Raw genomic sequence first — 17680 nt, 5'->3', positions numbered from 1 at the left:
ATCCGCTGACGTTGCCCGTCCTTGGCCATCAATACGCCCAGAGCCGCCCCGAGGGCCGCAACAATCCGGCGGGAGATAAGCCGACTATGCGTGGCGGGGGAGGGAACCCTCGGCGTAGTGCCCCGGTGTGGTCGCCAGCAGTTTCTTGAAGGTTCGCTGCAGATGCGCCTGGTCGGCGAAGCCGCAATCGCTGGCGACTTGCGCAATCGGCTGGCCCTGGCGCAGCCGATCGCGAGCTTCGCGCACTCGCAGATCGATCAGGGCTGCATGGGGCGTGGTGGCATAGTGGCGCCGAAAGCCTGCGATCAGGCTGGTGGTGCGACAGCCCGCCTCCTGGCACAGGTCGGCGAGGCTCAGGTCATGTTGCCAGTCATCGTTCAGACGCTGCCAGGCACGGGCCAGGGCGTCGGGCGGAGCATTGCGCAGAGGCTCGGCTCGTGCCATCTGCTTGGCCAGCTCAGCCACCAGCAAGGCCAAGGCGGCGTCCCGTTCCATCCGGTCGGCATCGGCGGAGGCAAGGGTGTCAGTCAGGACCATGATGGAGCGGTGCAGCACGGGATCGCGACTGATCTGCCGAATCAGAGGCGGAAGGTCGTCCGTCGTTACGTCCAACTGGACGGCCAGCCAGGCGCTGTCGAGATAGACCATATCGTAGCCCCAGTCAGCGTCGCTCAGGGCATTGCAGGCATGCACGGCGCCGGGCTCTATCATCACCACGTCGCCTTGGGTGACTTCAAGGGAGCGGTGGCGATGGCGGAACTGGGAATGTCCTTGAACGATGGCACCCAGTGACAGGGTGTCATGGCTGTGGGCGGCGTGACTGAGGCGATGCCCCCCTCTCACCCGCCTGGCCTCGAGCTGGGGCAGGTCAGGGGCGCGCAGATAGCGGGACAGGGTGGCCGGAATAGTGCGCATGACGGGCTCTCTATCAATAAGGGCTCTCTGGTTAACAAGGACGTCTCGTTGACGAGCCGCAAGGGAGAGCAACGATAGCTACTGTTATCCATCTTCCCGCGGCAGGCAAGTGCCGTGGAGCCTGAGCTGGGTCAAGGGATGCACCCTGAGCACAGCGTGGCCGCCAGGGGCGGGGAAAAGGCTGACGGCGATCAACGAGTATCGCCACTTAGATGGATAAGGTGACTTACCTTTTATGCTGAAACGATCCATTGGCTGACAAGGCCGTCGGACACGACGCTGCGTGGCAAGAGCAGTGGGTCGATTTCCTCTGACAAGTGAGATCACCATGACGGACACTGCCACGTCCCGGGCGCAATCGCCCGAGGCGCTCAGCTATCGTGAGCTGCATCGGGATGCCAGCGAGTTTGCCAGCCGCTCCGACTATCTGGAGCACGAACTCAAGATCATGCGTCCCAGGCGCTTCAGCCTTAACTTGATCGGACGTGACTTCAATTTCGAGATCGAGGATCTGGTGCCGGCGATCGCAGGCACCATCGGTATCATCGCGATGTACTCGGCGGTGATGATGTCCTGGGCGGATGGGCTCTCGGCCGCCTGGCCAGATGTCCAGCTGGGCAAGGATTTCGCTATCGCCGTGTCACGGCTCGAGATGCTGCTCCCGGTGCTGCTGTTCTGCGTGCTGGGTTCGGGGATCTTCAATCCCCGTGCCAACCTGGCCGGCAACCACGGACCGATGATTCCGCTGATCGGCAGCATGGCGTTGGCCGGCGCGCATCCCCTGGCGCTGGCGCTTTGGATCGGCGCCTTTGGTCTGGGGCTGTCGTGGATCAAGGGCGGGTCGCGGCTGGTCAACCTGACGTCTCAAGGGACCGCTGGGGGGCTGCTGATCTTCCTCGGATTTTCCGGGGCCATCGGCCAGATCAGCAATCTTAAATCTTGGGGCCTGGGCCTCTCCGGCGACATGGGGTACGTCGCTCTGATCGTGCTGGCGGTGAACATTGTGCTGTATGCGGTGCTGGCTCGCCTGGGCAAGCGCTGGCTGGCCATTCCTGCCTGTGCGGTCACTGGACTGCTGGTGGCGCTCGCCTTGGGCGCAGGTGGTGACCTTGAGTTGACCACCGAAGTAGGCCTTCCGCCCTTGAGCCCAAGCTACTGGTGGGGCAGCACCGAACAAGGCTGGATGATGGGGCTGCCCAATGTGCAGCACTTTATCGCCTCACTGCCGTTTGCCATTCTGGCGGTGGCCATGTGGTCCCCCGACTTTCTCGGCCATCGCATCTTTCAGGAGATGAACTATCCCAAGGGGGCCGACAGGGTGCTGATGGACGTCGATGACACCATGACCATGTGCTCCATCCGCCAGGTGGTCGGCACTGCCCTTGGAGGAGGCAATATCACCTCTTCCTGGGGCACTTACATGATCCCGGCAGCGATTGCCAAACGACCGATTCCGGCGGGGGCGATCCTGCTGGGCCTGCTGACCATCACCATTGCCATTCTAGGGTTCCCCATGGACATCGCGGTGTGGCCACCGGTCATGTGCGTGGCGCTGTTGGTGGGGGTGTTCCTGCCGATGCTCGAGGCCGGCGTACAGATGATCAAGGAAGGGAAGGACGCCCAGGCGGCCGGGGTATGCCTGTTTGCCGCTGCGGTGACCAACCCTGTTCTTGCCTGGGCCGCGACCATGCTGCTCGACAATAATGGCTGGATCGGTGACCGCGAGCGTTCCGGGCGGCTGTCGCTGGCGGATCGGCTGGTCATTCCCGCCGCGGTGCTCGGTATCTGTCTGTTCGCCATGCTGGCGGTGGGCATGTTCGAGGGACAGTACGGGATTCCCGCGCTGTTCTAGATCGAGCGCACGTGCCAGACGCAAGAGGCCGCCCTTGGGCGGCCTCTTGCGTTGTCGGCGGGTGATCGCTGTCACTCTTCCGGCTGGTACTTGTAGCCGACGCCGTAGACCGAGCGGATGATTTCTCGTTCTGGCCAGATGTCCGCGATCTTCTTGCGTAGCTTCTTGATGTGGCTGTCCACCGTGCGCTCCGAGACGATGCGATGGTCGCGGTACATGTGATCCATCAGCTGCTCGCGGGCAAAGATGCGGCCCGGCGAATGCATCATGACCTTGAGCAGCTGGAACTCCACCGCGGTGAGGCCGAGATCCTGGCCGTTGGCCAGGGCGCGCCAGCCGCTCTCATCCAGGATAAGGTCGTGATTGGCCTGGCTGTCAGTGTGCCGGGCTTGGCTGCGACGCAGCACGGCCTTGACCCTGGCCACCACCTCTCGTGGGCTGAAGGGCTTGCAGATATAGTCATCGGCACCCAGCTCCAGCCCCAGCAGTCGGTCGACTTCCTCGACGCGGGCGGTGAGCATGACCACGGCAATATCGGGCCAGCGCTGGCGGATCTCGCGACACAGGGTCAGGCCATCGGTGCCCGGCAGCATCAGGTCCAGCAGTACCAGGCTGGGGCGTGACTCGACCTCGCTCAGGTAGCCCACGACCTGATCGCCGTGGTCAATGTGGTGGGTGGCATAGCCACTGCCCTGCAGATAGTCCGCCACCAGGCGTGCAATCTTGGGCTCGTCCTCGACGATCAGGATCGTGTCGGTGGCGGCGTCGTTATCAGTCATTCGGTGTCCTCGTGCTGCTGCAGGTGGTCGGGCAGGGCCGGAAAACGCAAGGTCCAGCATAACCCTCCGAGAGCGGAAGGAGAGGGAGTCATCTCGGCGTCGTGGGCCCGTGCCAGGGCGGTGGCGATGGACAGGCCAAGGCCACTGCCTCCGCTGGCGCGGTTGCGGGAGCCTTCAACGCGGTATAGCCGCTCGGTCAGGCGGGGCAGCTCGCTGGCCGGGACGCCAGGGGCGCTATCTTCCCAGCGCAGCAGCCAGTCGTCGGCGTCGCGTTCGAGTCGGACCCTGAGCTGCCCAGGAGCCTGAGTATAGGCGCAAGTGTTGTCGATCAGGTTATTCCAAAGCTGGCGCAGGCGCTGGATGTCACCACGAATCCAGGCAGGCTGCTGGATATCATGCTCCAGGCTGATGCCGTGGTCACTCAGCCAGCCCTCCGCCTCATCCAGGCGAGAGGACAGCTGCTCGCCCAGATCCAGCGGGGCTAGCTGCACTTCGAGCGCGCCAGCGTCACTCTGTGACAGCAGGCGCAGGTCGGCGACCAGTCGTTCCAGCTGGCCCACTTCCTGGGACAACGAGTGCAGATTGTCCTGATCGAGGGCGCGAATGCCGTCCTGCATCGCCTCGATCTCCCCACGCAGCACCGCCAGGGGCGTGCGCAGCTCGTGGGCGATGTCCGATACCCAGCGGCTTCTTGCCTCACGACTGGCCTCCAGGGTTTCTGCCAGCACGTTGAAGTCATGTGACAGGCTCGACAGCTCATCGCGGCCCCGCTCGGGCAGGCGAATGCTGTAGTCGCCTTCGGTCAGGCGCCGGGTGGCCAGCGCCATGCCACGGGCGCGGCGTCCCATCCACCACGACAGCGCGGCTGCCAGCAGCAGCGACGTCAGCGCCAGTGCGATCACGATGATCGTCAGGTTGCGCTGCTGCTGGGCCAGAAACAGTCGATCCATGCGGGCCATCAGCTGTTCCGGAGGCCGATACCCCAGGGTCCCGACCTGGCGCCCGGCACTCATGACCGGCAGCCAGCGAAGCTCTGCCGCCATGTCATCCTTGTCCGGTGGCAGGCCGATGACCGGCAGTCCGTTCTCGTCGTGCAGTACGAAATCCCGTGGATCCCCCAGGTCACCTTCAATCGACAGCGGTGGCAGGTTGTCGCCGGGCCATAGCTGTCGCCGCACCAGATGATGCCAGGCCCGCGGTGACTGGCGTAGCCATTGCCAGTTCTGTCGCCGCGCCCAGGCTTCGCCCAGCCCCTCCGCCAGGGTTTCGGCACGCCGGGTCTGGGAACGATCCAGGTATTCGATGAAGCCCTGATCGAGACTACGAGAAATGGCCACGAAGACCAGGCCAGCAATGGCCACGTTGACGACCAGAATAATGGCGAAAAGCTTCAGTCCCAGGCGTGAGAAGGCTGGGCGAAACAGACGTTTCGCGGACATGCGCGAGTTCCTTGACCGTGATGACAGTGGTTCCTGCACAGCATGCCATTGCTCGGCATGAAAAGGCGTCATTAACGGTGAAACCTTTGTGCAGCTTGCCGCCGGCGGTGGTTCAGGGGCAGGTATCGCCCAGCACCAACTGGGTGGAAAGGCGCTGGTGCTGAGCGGGCTCCAGGCCGAGTACCATGCGTGCTGCGACGCGTCCTTTCTCGATGCTGTTCTGACGTACTGTAGTCAGCCGAGGTGCGCGGTACTGTCCCTCTTCGATGCCGTCAAAGCCCGTCAGGCGCAGGTCCTGCGGCACCCGGATGCCGCGTTGCTCGGCCAGGGTTAGCGCGGTCAGGGCAATTCGGTCCGACATGCACAAGAGCAGATCGGGACGCTGTTCGGCGGGAAGGTCAAGAATCTCCGCGATCACGGGGGCACATACAGCGTGAACGTTTTCATCGATGTTCCACACCGGCACGTCGTCAGGGGCTATGCCTTGCTCGGACAGCGCGCGCTGGAAGCCATCCAGTCTGGCCCGGGTGATGGTGTGGTCGGCGCTTAAATAGTCCTGTTCCTGGCTGACCCGACCATTATGCGGCTCCACGGTCAGACGCAGACTCACAATGGCCGCACGTTGGGGCGCGTGGGTCAGAGCGTGGCGCGCAATGGCGTAGCACGCCTGTTCATTGTCGACGTGCACGGTAGGTCGAGCATCGATATGGAAATCGACGCCAACCAGAGGTCGTTGGGCGGGAAGTTCGTTGATCAGGCGGTCACCGGGCATCAAGCCGTAGACGATAAAGCCGTCGGCCATGCTGGCGGAACCCGGGTGGCACAGCGCGTCGGCCTGGCGCGGTGAGCCCGCCTGACGTCCCGACAACAGCAACAAGGTGTGGCCGTGGGCGTCGAGGACCTCGGTGACACCGCTGAGCAGCTCGCTGGAGACGGCGTCATTCAGGCTATAGGTAAGGGTTTCTGCCAGTACCACCGCGACGATGCGCGACTGCCCGGTGCGCAAACTGCGCGCCCGGGCATCCGGGCCGGGGTATCCCAGGCGGCGTGCCTCGGCCAGGATATGTTCGCGCAGCGCGCGCGACAGCTGATCGGGACGGTTGAAGGCATTGGACACCGTGGCCGTCGAGACCTTGAGGCGCTGGGCCAGATCCTTCAGCGTGATAGGGCGATCGGACGTGCTCACGGTGGGATGTCCTCCGATGCAGTCGCCAGCAGGGCTGCGATGGATGATGTCGTGCCGACAGTAAGCCTGGTCCGCTGCCAGGCGCTGACGCTTGAAGCTACAGTGACACCAGGAAGAGAATCAGCGGTGGTGACAGTAGCGACAGCAGAAAGCCACTGACCACCGCAATGGGCACGCAGCGAACGCCACCGTGCTGCTGAATGACCGGCAGGGTGAAGTCCATCGAGGTGGCGCCGCCGTAGCCGATGGCCAATGGCGCATAGCGGCGCATGACCAGAGGAATCAGTACGAAGGCCAGCAGCTCTCGCGTCAAGTCGTTGAAGAAGGCGACGCCCCCGAGCGCGGGGCCTAGGCGCTCACCGATCAGAATGCCCGACAGCGAGTACCAGCCAAATCCCGAGGCCATGGCCAGCCCCTCGTTCCACTCAAGGTCGAGCAGCGGGGCCGCCGCCAGCCCACCCAGCAGCGAGCTCGTTGCCAGCGTCAAGGCGATGTAGAGACCATGTCGGTTCAACAGGATCTGCTTGAGTGGCATGCCGGAATTGCGCAGCTGGCAGCCGATCAACGCCAGCAGCAGGTACAGCACCCACTCGGCGAGGTGCTCCGCCAGCTGGAAAGGGGTCGCCCCCCAGCGGCCGACCAGCAGCAGGCCGAGGACCAGGCCTGCAACGACCACCCCGACCAGCGCCAGTGAGCCAGCCATGGCGGCCAGTTTGCTGGTGGGCGCACCTTCAACGACCTGCCTTTTCCCCAGATCCAGTCGCAGTCGCCGCGACAGCCACCACAGGGCTGCCAGATTGAACAGCGAAATCACGCTGAACAGCGTCAGCGCTTGGCCGCCCATGCGCGACAGCTGGTTGCCGAGGTCTGGCAAACCCGCAAGGCTGATGCCCATCAGCAGCAGGATGAGATAGATGGAGGCGCTGACGCCTCGATTGATCCAGCCAAGCACCGCAGCGCTGCGAACGGGGATCAGGTAGCCCAGTACCAGGGGCAGCAGAACGATCAGCAGACCGCTAAACATGAAAGTGCATCCTTGCTTGATAGATAGAGTGCTTGTCGGCGCTTCCCAGAACGCAGGGAGAAAAGGAGATGGTCGGCCGGTATAAGGGGTGGCTGGATCGCTCCCATGGGCGATCCACTCGCAGCACGAAGCGCCCGGGTGATAGCCGCGGGCGCAGGTAGAGCGCTGGGACATGTCCCTCGCTACCCGCAGTGCCAACATAAAGCGCACTACTCTATGCAAATTTGGTCGGCCGGGAAAGCCGACCAAAGCGGCAGAGCGTCGTCGGTGCAAGAGAGGGGGAAGCGCCGCCGAGCGGAGGTCCGCGACCTCGGTTGGGATGGGGGGTGGGTCACGGGAGGGTGAGTGAGGTGAGTGCCAGCTCGCTGACCTGCTCGCCCCGCTTGGTATAGGTCACGCCGAGCAACAGGCCAGCAAGCTCAGGATGAAAGGTCACCACCATGTGTCGGTCGTCTTTGTCAGGGTCTGCCAGTCGAACCCTGGGCGCGTCGATAGAGCGTCCCTGCACTTCCATCCTGCGTGACGCCATGGGGGTGGCAATCAGTCGTTCCTGTTCGCCCTTGTGGTCGAGGTAGCGAAGCTCACAGGAGGGCGAGCAGCCATGCTGCTGTACCTGGCGAGACAGCTGAATCAACGCTGTCTGCCGATCAGGGGTCTGCCGCAGCTGCGGTGCATTGAGCTGGTAGCGCTTGCCGATACCTAGCAGCTTGTAGCCGCTGGCGTAACCAATGGCTTGAAGCTGTGCCCCCTGGCTCAGGAATCTCGCGCTTTCCTGACCTTCTGCAACGGCGACGCGAGCGCGCATATCACTGAGCCAATGTTCGCCCTCTGGCTGCAGACGGTGATGGACGGTGGCATCCGGCCAGCCGTCCACCGACAGGTGATAGCGAGCGTCGAAGGCCGATAGCGTCGCGGCCTGTGCCGTGACAGGCATGATCAGCAGCCACAGCAGACTGGCGCCGAGCGCCTGGCGGCAGTGGGTGACAAGTCGGCGATAGTGGAGAATAGAGGCCATGGTGTTATCCGTGCTGGCAAGTCGGGTCGCTTACTGTGGGAGGCCGATTCCGCGACAAGGTTCCGCGACGCTGGCGATGACGCGGATCAGTGGTTACGCTGCATGACAGCATGGTCAGCGTGAGGCGGGTCTGAAAAGTGCCTGCGCTCGTCGACTTTTCGGTCAATGCCTCGACCCTGCGCCGTTTCCAACGACCAAGGAGTCTGCCTTATGGCACGTTTGTTGCTGCTCGCGGGAGATTTTGTCGAAGATTATGAAATCATGGTGCCGTTCCAGGCCTTGCAGGCCATGGGGCACCGTGTCGATGCGGTCTGTCCTGACAAGAAGGAAGGCGATACGGTCAAGACGGCCATCCATGACTTCGAAGGTGACCAGACCTATACCGAAAAGCCGGGGCATCTGTTCGCGCTGAACGAGACCTTTGCCGACATCACCGTAGCAGACTACAACGGTTTGGTGATCCCAGGCGGCAGGGCGCCGGAGTATCTGCGCCTGGACGAGCGGGTACTGGAGGTAGTGCGCCACTTCGTCGACAGTGAAAAACCGGTTGCAGCCGTCTGCCATGGTGCCCAACTGTTGGCCGCCGCGGTGTCATTGTCGGGTCACCGCATCTCCGCGTACCCGGCCTGTGCGCCGGAAGTGCGCCTGGCCGGAGGAGAATTTGTCGACCTCGAGGTGACCGATGCGATCACCTGTGGCAAGTTCGTGACCGCGCCAGCCTGGCCGGCGCATCCGGAGTGGTTGCGCCAGTTCAACGCGCTGCTGTAGAACGCGCTGCTGTAGACAGCAGCGGGCGGTGGCGAGCCCCATGCTGGGGAGGAGACTCACGTGCGGGTGTCGTCGCCAATCGATTGCCGCAGGGCAAACGCCGCAAGTAAGCGTCGCAGTGAAACCCTGAAGGGTAACGATGAGGTACATCGAGGAAGCGTATCCCTATAGTTAGTGGTCGGTTCGGTGCCTCATTGTGCTGCTGGCGAGGCCATGAAGTGGGTGTTTGCTCGACGCCAAGGCCCCGTTATTCGGGCCTTGGTGGTCAGGCTGGCGGTTATCGGCGGAGTCACCTGTGATGGGGTTGACGTGAGTAGACGACTGGTCTAGTGTGCGATGTATGACGACTAAAGCTCCCACCAGAGACCTGTTGATTCAGGTCGGCATGACCACCTTTGCCGAGCACGGCTATACGGCCACGGGCATCAATGCGGTGCTCAAGGCGGCAGGCGTGCCGAAGGGGTCCTTCTATCACTACTTCGCCAGCAAGGAGGCGTTCGGCCTTGCGGTCGTTGAGTCTTTCGCGGAAGAGTACGACAAGCGCTTCCAGGACTTGCTGGTGCATTCTTCTGACGAGCCCTTTGCGCGGCTGCACCGTTATTTCGCTGAAGCGCGTCAAGGCATGGCGGAATGCGGTCACTTGCGCGGCTGTCTGATTGGCACCCTGGGACAGGAGATGTCGTCCCAAAGTGACTGCTTGCGAGACGCCCTTGACGGCATTTTCAAGCGCTGGGAAAGCTACTTTGCCAGCTGCCTGAAAGAAGGGCAGCAAGCAGGCACGATTCGCAGCGATATCTCCGCAGAGGCGATGGCATCGTTCATCCTGGCGGGCTGGCAGGGTGCCATGCTCAGGGCCAAGATGATGAGGACCTGCTCGCCCATGTCGGAGTTTGAGGACACGTTGCTGGCGTGTATCAAGGCCTGAGCCGCAAGAGCAGGAGAGCGTGAACCGCTTCGGCAGCATCGCGGCGACATTGCGGCAAGACGGAACAAGCGCCTGCACGAATGAGCCGCTGCATTGGGCGCAGCCCTGACGCCTCGCCGATAGCGCGTAGGCCTCGGGTTTCGCGCTGTTCGGGCGTCGCGACAAGTGCGCCCGGCGGCTCATTCCGCTCGCTGGACGTGTGTAGCGCTCTTAGTGCTTTTTTTTGAACGCAATCACTAATAGACTGGTCTAAAAATTTGTACAGAACGGTTGAAAATCTATTCAATAGTTGTACATTAAGTGTATTGATAGAAAGCGTCACTGGTGAGTCCCTTCCGGGATAGGCGTCAGGTTTCGACGTCAGGGCTAGTTTCCATTGCTAGCAACCAGGACGGGTTTCCAGTGCTGGCGGCCAGCGCTACTCACCCAGGCTGTCTAGCGGTGGCGTGATGGCATTGGCAGGACGGCCAACGGAATCTTTCGCCACGTGAGAACGTTGCACCAGCAAGAACGGCGACCTTTTTCATTTTCTTGCCAGATCGTCACGCCAAGACGATGACCACTGATCAGGAGGCTTTGTATGAGCGCTGAACAGGATCCGCTTTTTACCCCCCAGGTACTGGGTGATATTGAACTGCCGCATCGTGTCTTGATGTCTCCGCTCACGCGCTCGCGTTCCGCGCAGCCAGGGGATATCCCTCAGCAGATGAATGTGGACTACTACCGTCAGCGCGCGGGCGCCGCTCTGATCCTGAGTGAGGCGACGCAGATTTCACCCCAGGGAAAGGGCTATGCGTTCACCCCTGGCATTCACAGCCAGGAGCAGATCACAGGCTGGCGCAAGGTCACCGATGCGGTGCATGAGGCCGGCGGCCGTATCCATGCCCAACTGTGGCATGTCGGACGGATTTCCCATCCCGAGCTACAGCCCGGCAAGGCTGACCCGGTCGCCCCGTCGGCGATCAAGCCGGAGGGGGCCAAGACGTTTATCAGCGCTGAATCAGGCATGGTCGACGTGCCGACCCCCCGTGCGCTGGACGTTGACGAGCTGCCCGGTATCGTCGAGCAGTATCGCCAGGCCGCCATCAATGCGCGTGAGGCGGGCTTCGATGGTGTTCAGGTCCACGCTGCCAACGGTTATTTGCTCGATCAGTTTCTCAAGTCGGACAGCAACGCACGCACCGACGCCTATGGTGGCAGTGTCGAGAACCGCCTGCGCCTGCCGCTGGAAGTCGTGCGCGCCGTGGTCGACGTATGGGGCAAGGGGCGTGTCGGCGTGCGCATCAGCCCGACGGGCAGCTTCAATGACGTGCACGACCAGAAGCCTGAAGAGACCTTTCCTGCCTTCGCTGCGGCACTGGATGACGTCGGCATTGCCTACCTGGAGGTGGTCGAGGATTCCTTCCAGGGCAATCATGAGAACGGCCGTCCCGAAGCCATCATCAGCGCCATCCGTGACAGCTTCAGCGGCGTGTACATTGCCAACGGTGCCTACACCGCCAGCGAAGCGCGCGAGCGTATTGCCGCCGGCAAGACGGACCTGGTGACCTTCGGCCGCCCGTTCATCGCGAACCCGGACTTGCCTGAACGCTTCCGCCGCCATGCGCCCCTCAATGAGCCGGACTACGACACCTTCTACGGTGGCGATGAAACGGGCTACACCGACTATCCGTTTCTCGACCAACAGTGATGGAGACGGCTCCCCCGGAGAGCCGAGTCCCGCACCCCGCGGGGGTGCGGTGGCGCTTAGACACGACACCGTTAATGACACTCTTAACGGCACGCTAGATGACATTCTCAACGACAGTCTCAATGACGCATTCGGTGACGCTCTGAGGCCTTCGCGGAGCGACCCCAGACGGGCGTGCTTCGTGCATGACATGGGGCGACGGGTGTTTTTACCGAGCGTCGATGTCTTCACGGATCGATAATGGAGATCAGCATGGATATCAAGAACGTAAGTACCGACGGCATCCAGGACAAGGTTGTCATTATCACCGGTGCCAGCAGCGGTCTGGGCGAGGCGACAGCCAAGCGTCTGGCCAAGGGTGGCGCCAGGCTCGTGCTGGGGGCTCGCCGCGACGACCGCCTCAAGCGCCTGTGCGAGGAGATCAAGGCCGAAGGTGGGCAAGCCGTCTACCGGGTGACCGACGTGACCGATCGTGAGCAGGTAGAGGCCCTGGCACAGCTGGCGCGTGACGAGTTCGGGCGGATCGATGTGCTGGTCAACAATGCTGGCCTGATGCCGCTGTCGCCGCTGGACAAGCTCAAGGTAGACGAGTGGGACCAGATGGTGGACGTCAACATCAAGGGCGTGCTCTACGGCATTGCCGCCGTTCTACCCACCATGCGTGAACAGCACGAGGGCCACGTCATCAACCTGTCCTCCGTGGCGGGCCATGTGGTATTCCCGGCCGCTGCGGTCTACTGCGCGACCAAGTTCGCGGTCAAGGCGTTGACCGAAGGGCTGCGTCAGGAGTCCGGTGGCGAGATCCGGGCCACCAACATCTCCCCTGGGGCCATTGACACTGAATTGACCCAATCGATCAGCGATGATGATACGGCCAAGGGGGTCAATGAGCTTTACACCCTGGCCATCGACGCTGACGCGGTGGCTCGCGCGATTGCCTTTGCGGTGGAGCAGCCGGCCGACGTGGACGTCAATGAGCTGGTGCTGCGCCCGACCCGTCAGGAGCTGTAAGCTAGGCGGGAACATCGGCACTGAGTCAGCTGTCGGGTCATGTTGCGGCGAGGAGGGTGGCGCCGTTGCCACCCGACTCGATTTGCCGACGAACATGACGACAGCGGATCCCGGACTGAGCGGGATGATGCCCACATCACGTGAAGGAACATCATGAGCAACGACACACAGTACCAGCCGCCGAAAGTATGGAAGTGGGAAGGCGAAAGTGGCGGTCAATTTGCCAGCATCAACCGGCCGATCGCCGGACCGACCCACGACAAGGAGCTACCGGTCGGAAAACACCCGCTGCAGCTCTACTCCCTGGCGACGCCCAATGGCGTGAAGGTCAATATCATGCTGGAGGAGTTGTTGGCGCTGGGCCATGACCAGGCGGAATACGATGCCTGGTTGATCCGCATCGGCGATGGCGACCAGTTCTCCAGCGGTTTCGTGGAGATCAACCCGAACTCGAAGATCCCGGCATTGGTGGACCACAGCACTCAGCCAGCGACGCGGGTGTTTGAGTCGGGGTCAATCCTGGTGTATCTGGCGGAGAAATTTGGCGCCTTTCTGCCCACTGACCACAAGGCCCGGACCGAGGCCATGAACTGGCTGTTCTGGCAGATGGGGTCCGCGCCGTATCTGGGCGGAGGCTTCGGGCATTTCTACGCCTACGCGCCTGAGAAGTACGAGTATCCGATCAATCGCTTCACCATGGAAACCAAGCGCCAGCTGGATGTGCTGGATCGCCACCTGGCCGACCATGAATTCCTGGCGGGTGACAGCTACAGCATCGCCGACATGGCGACGTTTGCCTGGTACGGCCAGCTGGTCCTGGGCCGGCTGTACGATGCCGCCGAGTTTCTGTCGGTGCACGAGTACACCCACGTGCTGCGCTGGGCCAGGGCTATCGATGCCCGCCCCGCCGTCAAGCGTGGGCGCATGGTCAATCGCACCTTCGGCGAGCCTGCCGAGCAGCTGCACGAACGGCACGATGCCAGTGACTTCGACACGCGCACCCAGGACAAGATCGGCGGTGACAGCTGAGCAGTGACGTGATGCAAGATCGTTGATCAACGACCGCAGAAGGGCACCTCCATGAGGTGCCCTTTTTTTTCTGGTTCGCAAGGGTGTGTCAGCGATTCCAGGCCACAATGAGCGCTGCTATCAATAGCCTGCTTCGGGGTCCACGGTCTCGATCTCCTTGCCCTGGCTAAGCGCCTCGATGCTTGCGGCGACCTGGTCGAGGGCCTCGTTGAGCGGAGTAGGGCCAGCCATGTGAGGCGTCACCAGAACCCTCGGGTGGTGCCACAGCGGGCTGGAGGACGGCAAGGGTTCCACCGGGAAGGCGTCGAGCAGCGCCCCGCGCAGACGACCCTCCTGATGGTCATCGGCCGGGCCCAATGCCTGCAGCAGCGCTGCCTCGTCAATCAAGGTGCCGCGTCCGGGGTTGATCAGGCTGGCACCCTGGGGCAGTAGCGCCAGGCTGCGCTGGTTGATGATGTGGTGAGTCGCGGGAGTATCTGGCAGAAGCAGCACCAGGGTGCGTGAGCGTTGCAGCGCCTGCTCCAGCCCAGCGTCACCGTGCAGGCACTCGATATCTTCCAGCGACTTGGGCGATCGACTCCAGCCGAGCACCGGGTAGCCGTCGGCGGCGATGGTGGCGGCGACCTTGGCGCCGATGGCCCCCAATCCCAGTACGCCGACCGTCCACTCCTGCTTGTCGATGACGGCGTGTTCTCGCCACTGGGCCTGCTGTTGCTGGCGCTGATAGCGATCGAAGTCCCGTTGGAAATGCAGCAGGCCATAGCGGGTGTAGTCGGCGATCAGTTCGCCCATGCCCGCATCGCGCAGCTTGACGATCGGGACATCTCGGGGCAGGGCCGGATTGTTCAGCAAGGCATCGACCCCAGCCCCCAGGTTGATGATGCCCTTGAGGCCGGAGCACTCCCGCATCAGCGTCTCATCCGGTTTCCAGGCGGCCAGGTAGTCGGCCTCGGCGCGCTGCTGTCGATCCGTGTCTTGGCTCTTCCAGATGGTCGCGCCGGGTAGCCGTTCGCTCAATGCGCGCTGCCACTGGTCTGCCTGGTCGGTATGTACGATAACTTTCATGGACAGTCCTCTGCGGGCGGTAGGTCGGGTCTAGTAGACAATCTGCATCATGGGTGGCGGGGCGTCATCCAGCAGCTGCGCCAGGCGCCTGAGGCCTTCCTCCAGGCGTTCGATATCCGGCTCGGCGCCAAGGCTCAAGCGCACTCGTCGCGGGGCCGGAGTCTGCTCCACCATGAAGGGCGTGGCCGTGGTGATCGCCACGCCTTCCTGTTCGGCCAGTTGCTGCAGTTCCTCCGCGCGCCAGCTTCCCGGTAGCGATAGCCACACATGCAGGCTGGTGGGGCGAGAGGCGCGGCCATGCTCCGCCAGCAGGCGGGCGGCCAAGCGCTGGCGCTCGGCCAGCAGATCCCGTTGATGAGCCGCCATCTGATCCACGCTGCCGTCCTCCAGCCAAGCATTGGCCACTTCAAAGCACAGCGGCGTGGCCATCCAGGAGGTCGCGCGCAGGCGTGGCAGCGTATGGTGAAGCTGGCTGCGCGGTACGGTCAGATATCCCGCGCGCAGTCCCGGCATGGTGGCCTTGGTCAGGCTGGTGACATGAAACCCTTGGGTGGGGATGCGCGCGCTGACCGGGGCCAGGGGTTGGGGCTCAAGCAACGCGTGAACGTCATCTTCGATCAGCCAGACGCCATGCCGCTCGAGGATCGCGGCAATGTCGTCCCGACGGGCCTCGCCCTGAGTCGCTCCGGTAGGGTTGAGCTGGCTTGATGTCAGGCACACGGCGCGAGGCTTGAAGCGGCGACACGCGGCATCCAGGGCCTCCGGCACCATGCCCTGACCATCGATGGCGACGCCTCTCAGCTGGAAGCCAAGTGTTCGCGACAGGGCGATCAGCCCATGGTCGGTCAGGGCTTCGGTCAGCACCAGATCACCGTGTTGCACCACGCTGGAAATGGCCAGCATGATGCCGTGAGCGCCACCGTTGGTGAGGATGCGGTCGTCCGGCTCGCCAGGCATCCCCAGCCGCTCGTTCAGCCACCAGCTGGCCAGTTCGCGTTGATGAGGGAGTCCAGCAATCGGGCGGCACGCGGCAAACACGTCAGGATGCGCCGTGTCGGCCAGTTCCCGCAGACTGTCACGAAAGCGCTGATGATGGGCGGGAGGACACACCGGATGAGCAATCGACAGGTCAATCAATGCCTGTTCCGAGCGGGGCTCACCTGCGCGCAGATAGGCGGACTCGCGATTGTCGTCCAGCGCATTGATCCAGGTGCCACTGCCGACCCTGGCCTGGACCAGGCCCATTTTTTCGGCCTGTGCATAGGCGCGAGATACCGTTTGTACGCTGACGCCAATGTGCTCTGCCAATCTTCGGTGGGGCGGCAAGCGAGTGCCCGGCATAAGCTCACCAGAGCGTATGCCTCGGGACAGCGCCCGCGCAATGGCCAGGTACTTTGGCTGGCCGTCGTCGGGAAGCCCATCGATCAGGGCAGCGAGTTGGCCGAGTAGATCAATTGTCATGATGCAATAAAGCCTTTGACCGGGAGCTTATACGTAGTGCTAGTATCAGCAAGACGGCATTGATCAGTCATTGTCATGACGCTTCATGACGATTGTCATGACAATTCTTTCCTCCGCACGCTACAGGGGAAGCAATGCCGCATCAAGCAGACATTGAACGAAAGCGGCGAGGCCCCAGGCCCATCTTCGGCAGCGGTTGACGCCGGTTCGTTCAAGGCATCTGCAAGGGCGCGCCGGGCCTCTAGTTGCCCGGTTTTCGGTGATGACATTGTTTGGCGAGTGGTTTCATGATTCAGGTATCCCTGCCGTTCACTCGTGAGGAATACGCTCAGCGCCTGCAGAAGGTGCGTGCCGAGATGGCGATGCGAGGCATCGATGTGCTGATCGTCAGCGATCCGTCCAACATGGCCTGGCTGACGGGCTACGATGGCTGGTCCTTTTACGTACATCAGTGCGTCTTGCTGGGGCTCGAGGGCGAGCCCGTGTGGTACGGCCGGCGTCAGGACAGCAACGGTGCGCTGCGCACCTGCTGGATGGATCCGGACAACATCACCTATTACCCCGACTATTACGTCCAGAACCCCGACATGCACCCCATGGAGTATCTGGCGCAGTCGATCATGCCTGACCGGGCATGGTGTGAAGGGGTGGTCGGCATGGAGATGGACAATTACTACTTCTCCGCCAAGGCCTATCAGAGTTTGGTCAAGGAACTGCCCCACGCGCGTTTTCAGGATGCCAATGCACTGGTCAACTGGTGCCGAGCGATCAAGTCTCCGCGTGAGATCGAGTACATGCGGGTGGCGGCGCGTATCGTCGAGGGCATGCACTCACGCATTCTCGAGATGATCGAACCGGGTCTGGCCAAGTCCAAGCTGGTGTCGGAAATCTATCGTGTCGGCATTGAAGGCTGGACCGACAGCACCGGTCAGGTCTATGGCGGTGACTATCCGGCCATCGTCCCGCTGCTGCCGACGGGCAGTGACGCCGCGGCACCGCACCTGACCTGGGACGACACTCCCTTCCGCGAGGGGGAAGGCACCTTTTTCGAGATTGCCGGCTGCTACAAGCGCTACCACTGCCCGCTGTCGCGCACGGTGTTTCTGGGCAAGCCGCCCAAGGAGTTCGTGCGCGGTGAGTCGGCCTTGCTGGAAGGTATCGAAAACGGTCTTGCGGTGGCCAAGCCGGGCAACCGTACTGCCGATATCGCTCTGGCGCTCGGCGCGGCGATGGACAAGTACGGCTTTGACCGGGGGGGCGCCCGCTGTGGATACCCCATCGGCATCAGCTATCCCCCGGACTGGGGCGAGCGTACCATGAGCCTGCGCCCGTCTGACGACACCATCCTCGAACCGGGAATGACCTTCCACTTCATGCCGGGCATGTGGATGGATGACTGGGGGCTCGAGATTACCGAAAGCATCCTGATCACCGAAAACGGGGCTGAGCCCCTGGCCGACTTCCCGCGTCAGCTGTTCGTCAAGTAGACGTTTCCCCTGGCCGCTGCGGCGCTGCTGTCCC

The 17680-nt window shown here is 62.7% G+C and carries 15 protein-coding genes; 7 read left to right on the top strand and 8 right to left on the bottom strand.

All coding sequences use genetic code 11. The annotated features are described in order from the left end of the window. Positions 1-84 precede the first annotated feature (84 nt). Positions 85-915, bottom strand: a complete 831-nt coding sequence (locus KUW18_RS02005; RefSeq protein ID WP_222560691.1) for a helix-turn-helix transcriptional regulator — start codon at positions 913-915, stop codon at positions 85-87. A 328-nt stretch (positions 916-1243) separates the two neighbouring features. On the opposite strand from KUW18_RS02005, the gene KUW18_RS02000 reads away from it, so the two are divergent. Beyond that, positions 1244-2767, top strand: coding sequence for a DUF3360 family protein (locus tag KUW18_RS02000; protein ID WP_222560690.1), 1524 nt, complete (start codon positions 1244-1246; stop codon positions 2765-2767). Between the two features lie 71 nt (positions 2768-2838). Here the strand turns inward: KUW18_RS02000 and KUW18_RS01995 are convergent, their stop codons facing one another. From KUW18_RS01995 to KUW18_RS01975, 5 genes are all read right to left on the bottom strand, one after another. Continuing rightward, on the bottom strand, positions 2839-3546 hold the full coding sequence (locus tag KUW18_RS01995; protein ID WP_206939757.1) for a response regulator: 708 nt from the start codon (positions 3544-3546) through the stop codon (positions 2839-2841). Next, on the bottom strand, positions 3543-4985 hold the full coding sequence (locus KUW18_RS01990) for an ATP-binding protein (protein ID WP_206939755.1): 1443 nt from the start codon (positions 4983-4985) through the stop codon (positions 3543-3545). The genes KUW18_RS01995 and KUW18_RS01990 overlap by 4 nt, the downstream gene beginning before the upstream one ends. A 112-nt stretch (positions 4986-5097) precedes the next feature. Continuing rightward, positions 5098-6171, bottom strand: coding sequence for a LacI family DNA-binding transcriptional regulator (locus KUW18_RS01985; protein ID WP_224908072.1), 1074 nt, complete (start codon positions 6169-6171; stop codon positions 5098-5100). Between the two features lie 97 nt (positions 6172-6268). Next, positions 6269-7195: a lysine exporter LysO family protein gene (locus KUW18_RS01980; protein ID WP_222560689.1), complete on the bottom strand. Its 927-nt coding sequence runs from the start codon at positions 7193-7195 to the stop codon at positions 6269-6271. A gap of 331 nt (positions 7196-7526) precedes the next feature. After that, positions 7527-8210: a hypothetical protein gene (locus KUW18_RS01975; protein WP_206939751.1), complete on the bottom strand. Its 684-nt coding sequence runs from the start codon at positions 8208-8210 to the stop codon at positions 7527-7529. Positions 8211-8420: 210 nt separating this feature from the next. Between KUW18_RS01975 and KUW18_RS01970 the strand changes: the two genes are divergently transcribed. From KUW18_RS01970 to yghU, 5 genes are all read left to right on the top strand, one after another. Next, the gene (locus tag KUW18_RS01970) at positions 8421-8978 is read left to right on the top strand and encodes a DJ-1/PfpI family protein (RefSeq protein WP_206939749.1); all 558 of its coding nucleotides are present in this window, start codon (positions 8421-8423) and stop codon (positions 8976-8978) included. 340 nt (positions 8979-9318) lie between these two features. After that, positions 9319-9903 carry a TetR/AcrR family transcriptional regulator gene (locus tag KUW18_RS01965; RefSeq protein ID WP_222485288.1) on the top strand — a complete coding sequence of 195 codons (585 nt, stop codon included), beginning with the start codon at positions 9319-9321 and terminating at the stop codon, positions 9901-9903. Between the two features lie 580 nt (positions 9904-10483). Next, a complete protein-coding gene (locus KUW18_RS01960; protein ID WP_222560688.1) occupies positions 10484-11593 on the top strand; it encodes an alkene reductase in 1110 nt (369 codons plus the stop codon). 252 nt (positions 11594-11845) lie between these two features. Continuing rightward, a complete protein-coding gene (locus tag KUW18_RS01955) occupies positions 11846-12604 on the top strand; it encodes an SDR family oxidoreductase (RefSeq protein ID WP_206939743.1) in 759 nt (252 codons plus the stop codon). Between the two features lie 153 nt (positions 12605-12757). After that, positions 12758-13633 (top strand): glutathione-dependent disulfide-bond oxidoreductase, encoded by an 876-nt coding sequence (gene yghU / locus KUW18_RS01950; RefSeq protein WP_222560687.1) that lies wholly within the window; start codon positions 12758-12760, stop codon positions 13631-13633. Between the two features lie 120 nt (positions 13634-13753). On the opposite strand, the gene KUW18_RS01945 is transcribed toward yghU, so the two are convergent. Beyond that, the gene (locus KUW18_RS01945) at positions 13754-14698 is read right to left on the bottom strand and encodes a 2-hydroxyacid dehydrogenase (RefSeq protein ID WP_222560686.1); all 945 of its coding nucleotides are present in this window, start codon (positions 14696-14698) and stop codon (positions 13754-13756) included. A 30-nt stretch (positions 14699-14728) separates the two neighbouring features. Next, positions 14729-16159, bottom strand: coding sequence for a PLP-dependent aminotransferase family protein (locus KUW18_RS01940; RefSeq protein WP_206939737.1), 1431 nt, complete (start codon positions 16157-16159; stop codon positions 14729-14731). A 287-nt stretch (positions 16160-16446) separates the two neighbouring features. On the opposite strand from KUW18_RS01940, the gene doeA reads away from it, so the two are divergent. Continuing rightward, a complete protein-coding gene (gene doeA / locus KUW18_RS01935; RefSeq protein ID WP_222161751.1) occupies positions 16447-17646 on the top strand; it encodes an ectoine hydrolase DoeA in 1200 nt (399 codons plus the stop codon). Positions 17647-17680: the final 34 nt, after the last annotated feature.

This window comes from Halomonas sp. DP5Y7-2 (genome assembly GCF_019802025.1).
In the GTDB taxonomy this organism is placed as follows: Bacteria; Pseudomonadota; Gammaproteobacteria; order Pseudomonadales; family Halomonadaceae; genus Halomonas; species Halomonas litopenaei_A.
Note: the sequence above shows the minus strand (reverse complement) of the source record. Positions and strands in the feature narration are given on the sequence as shown.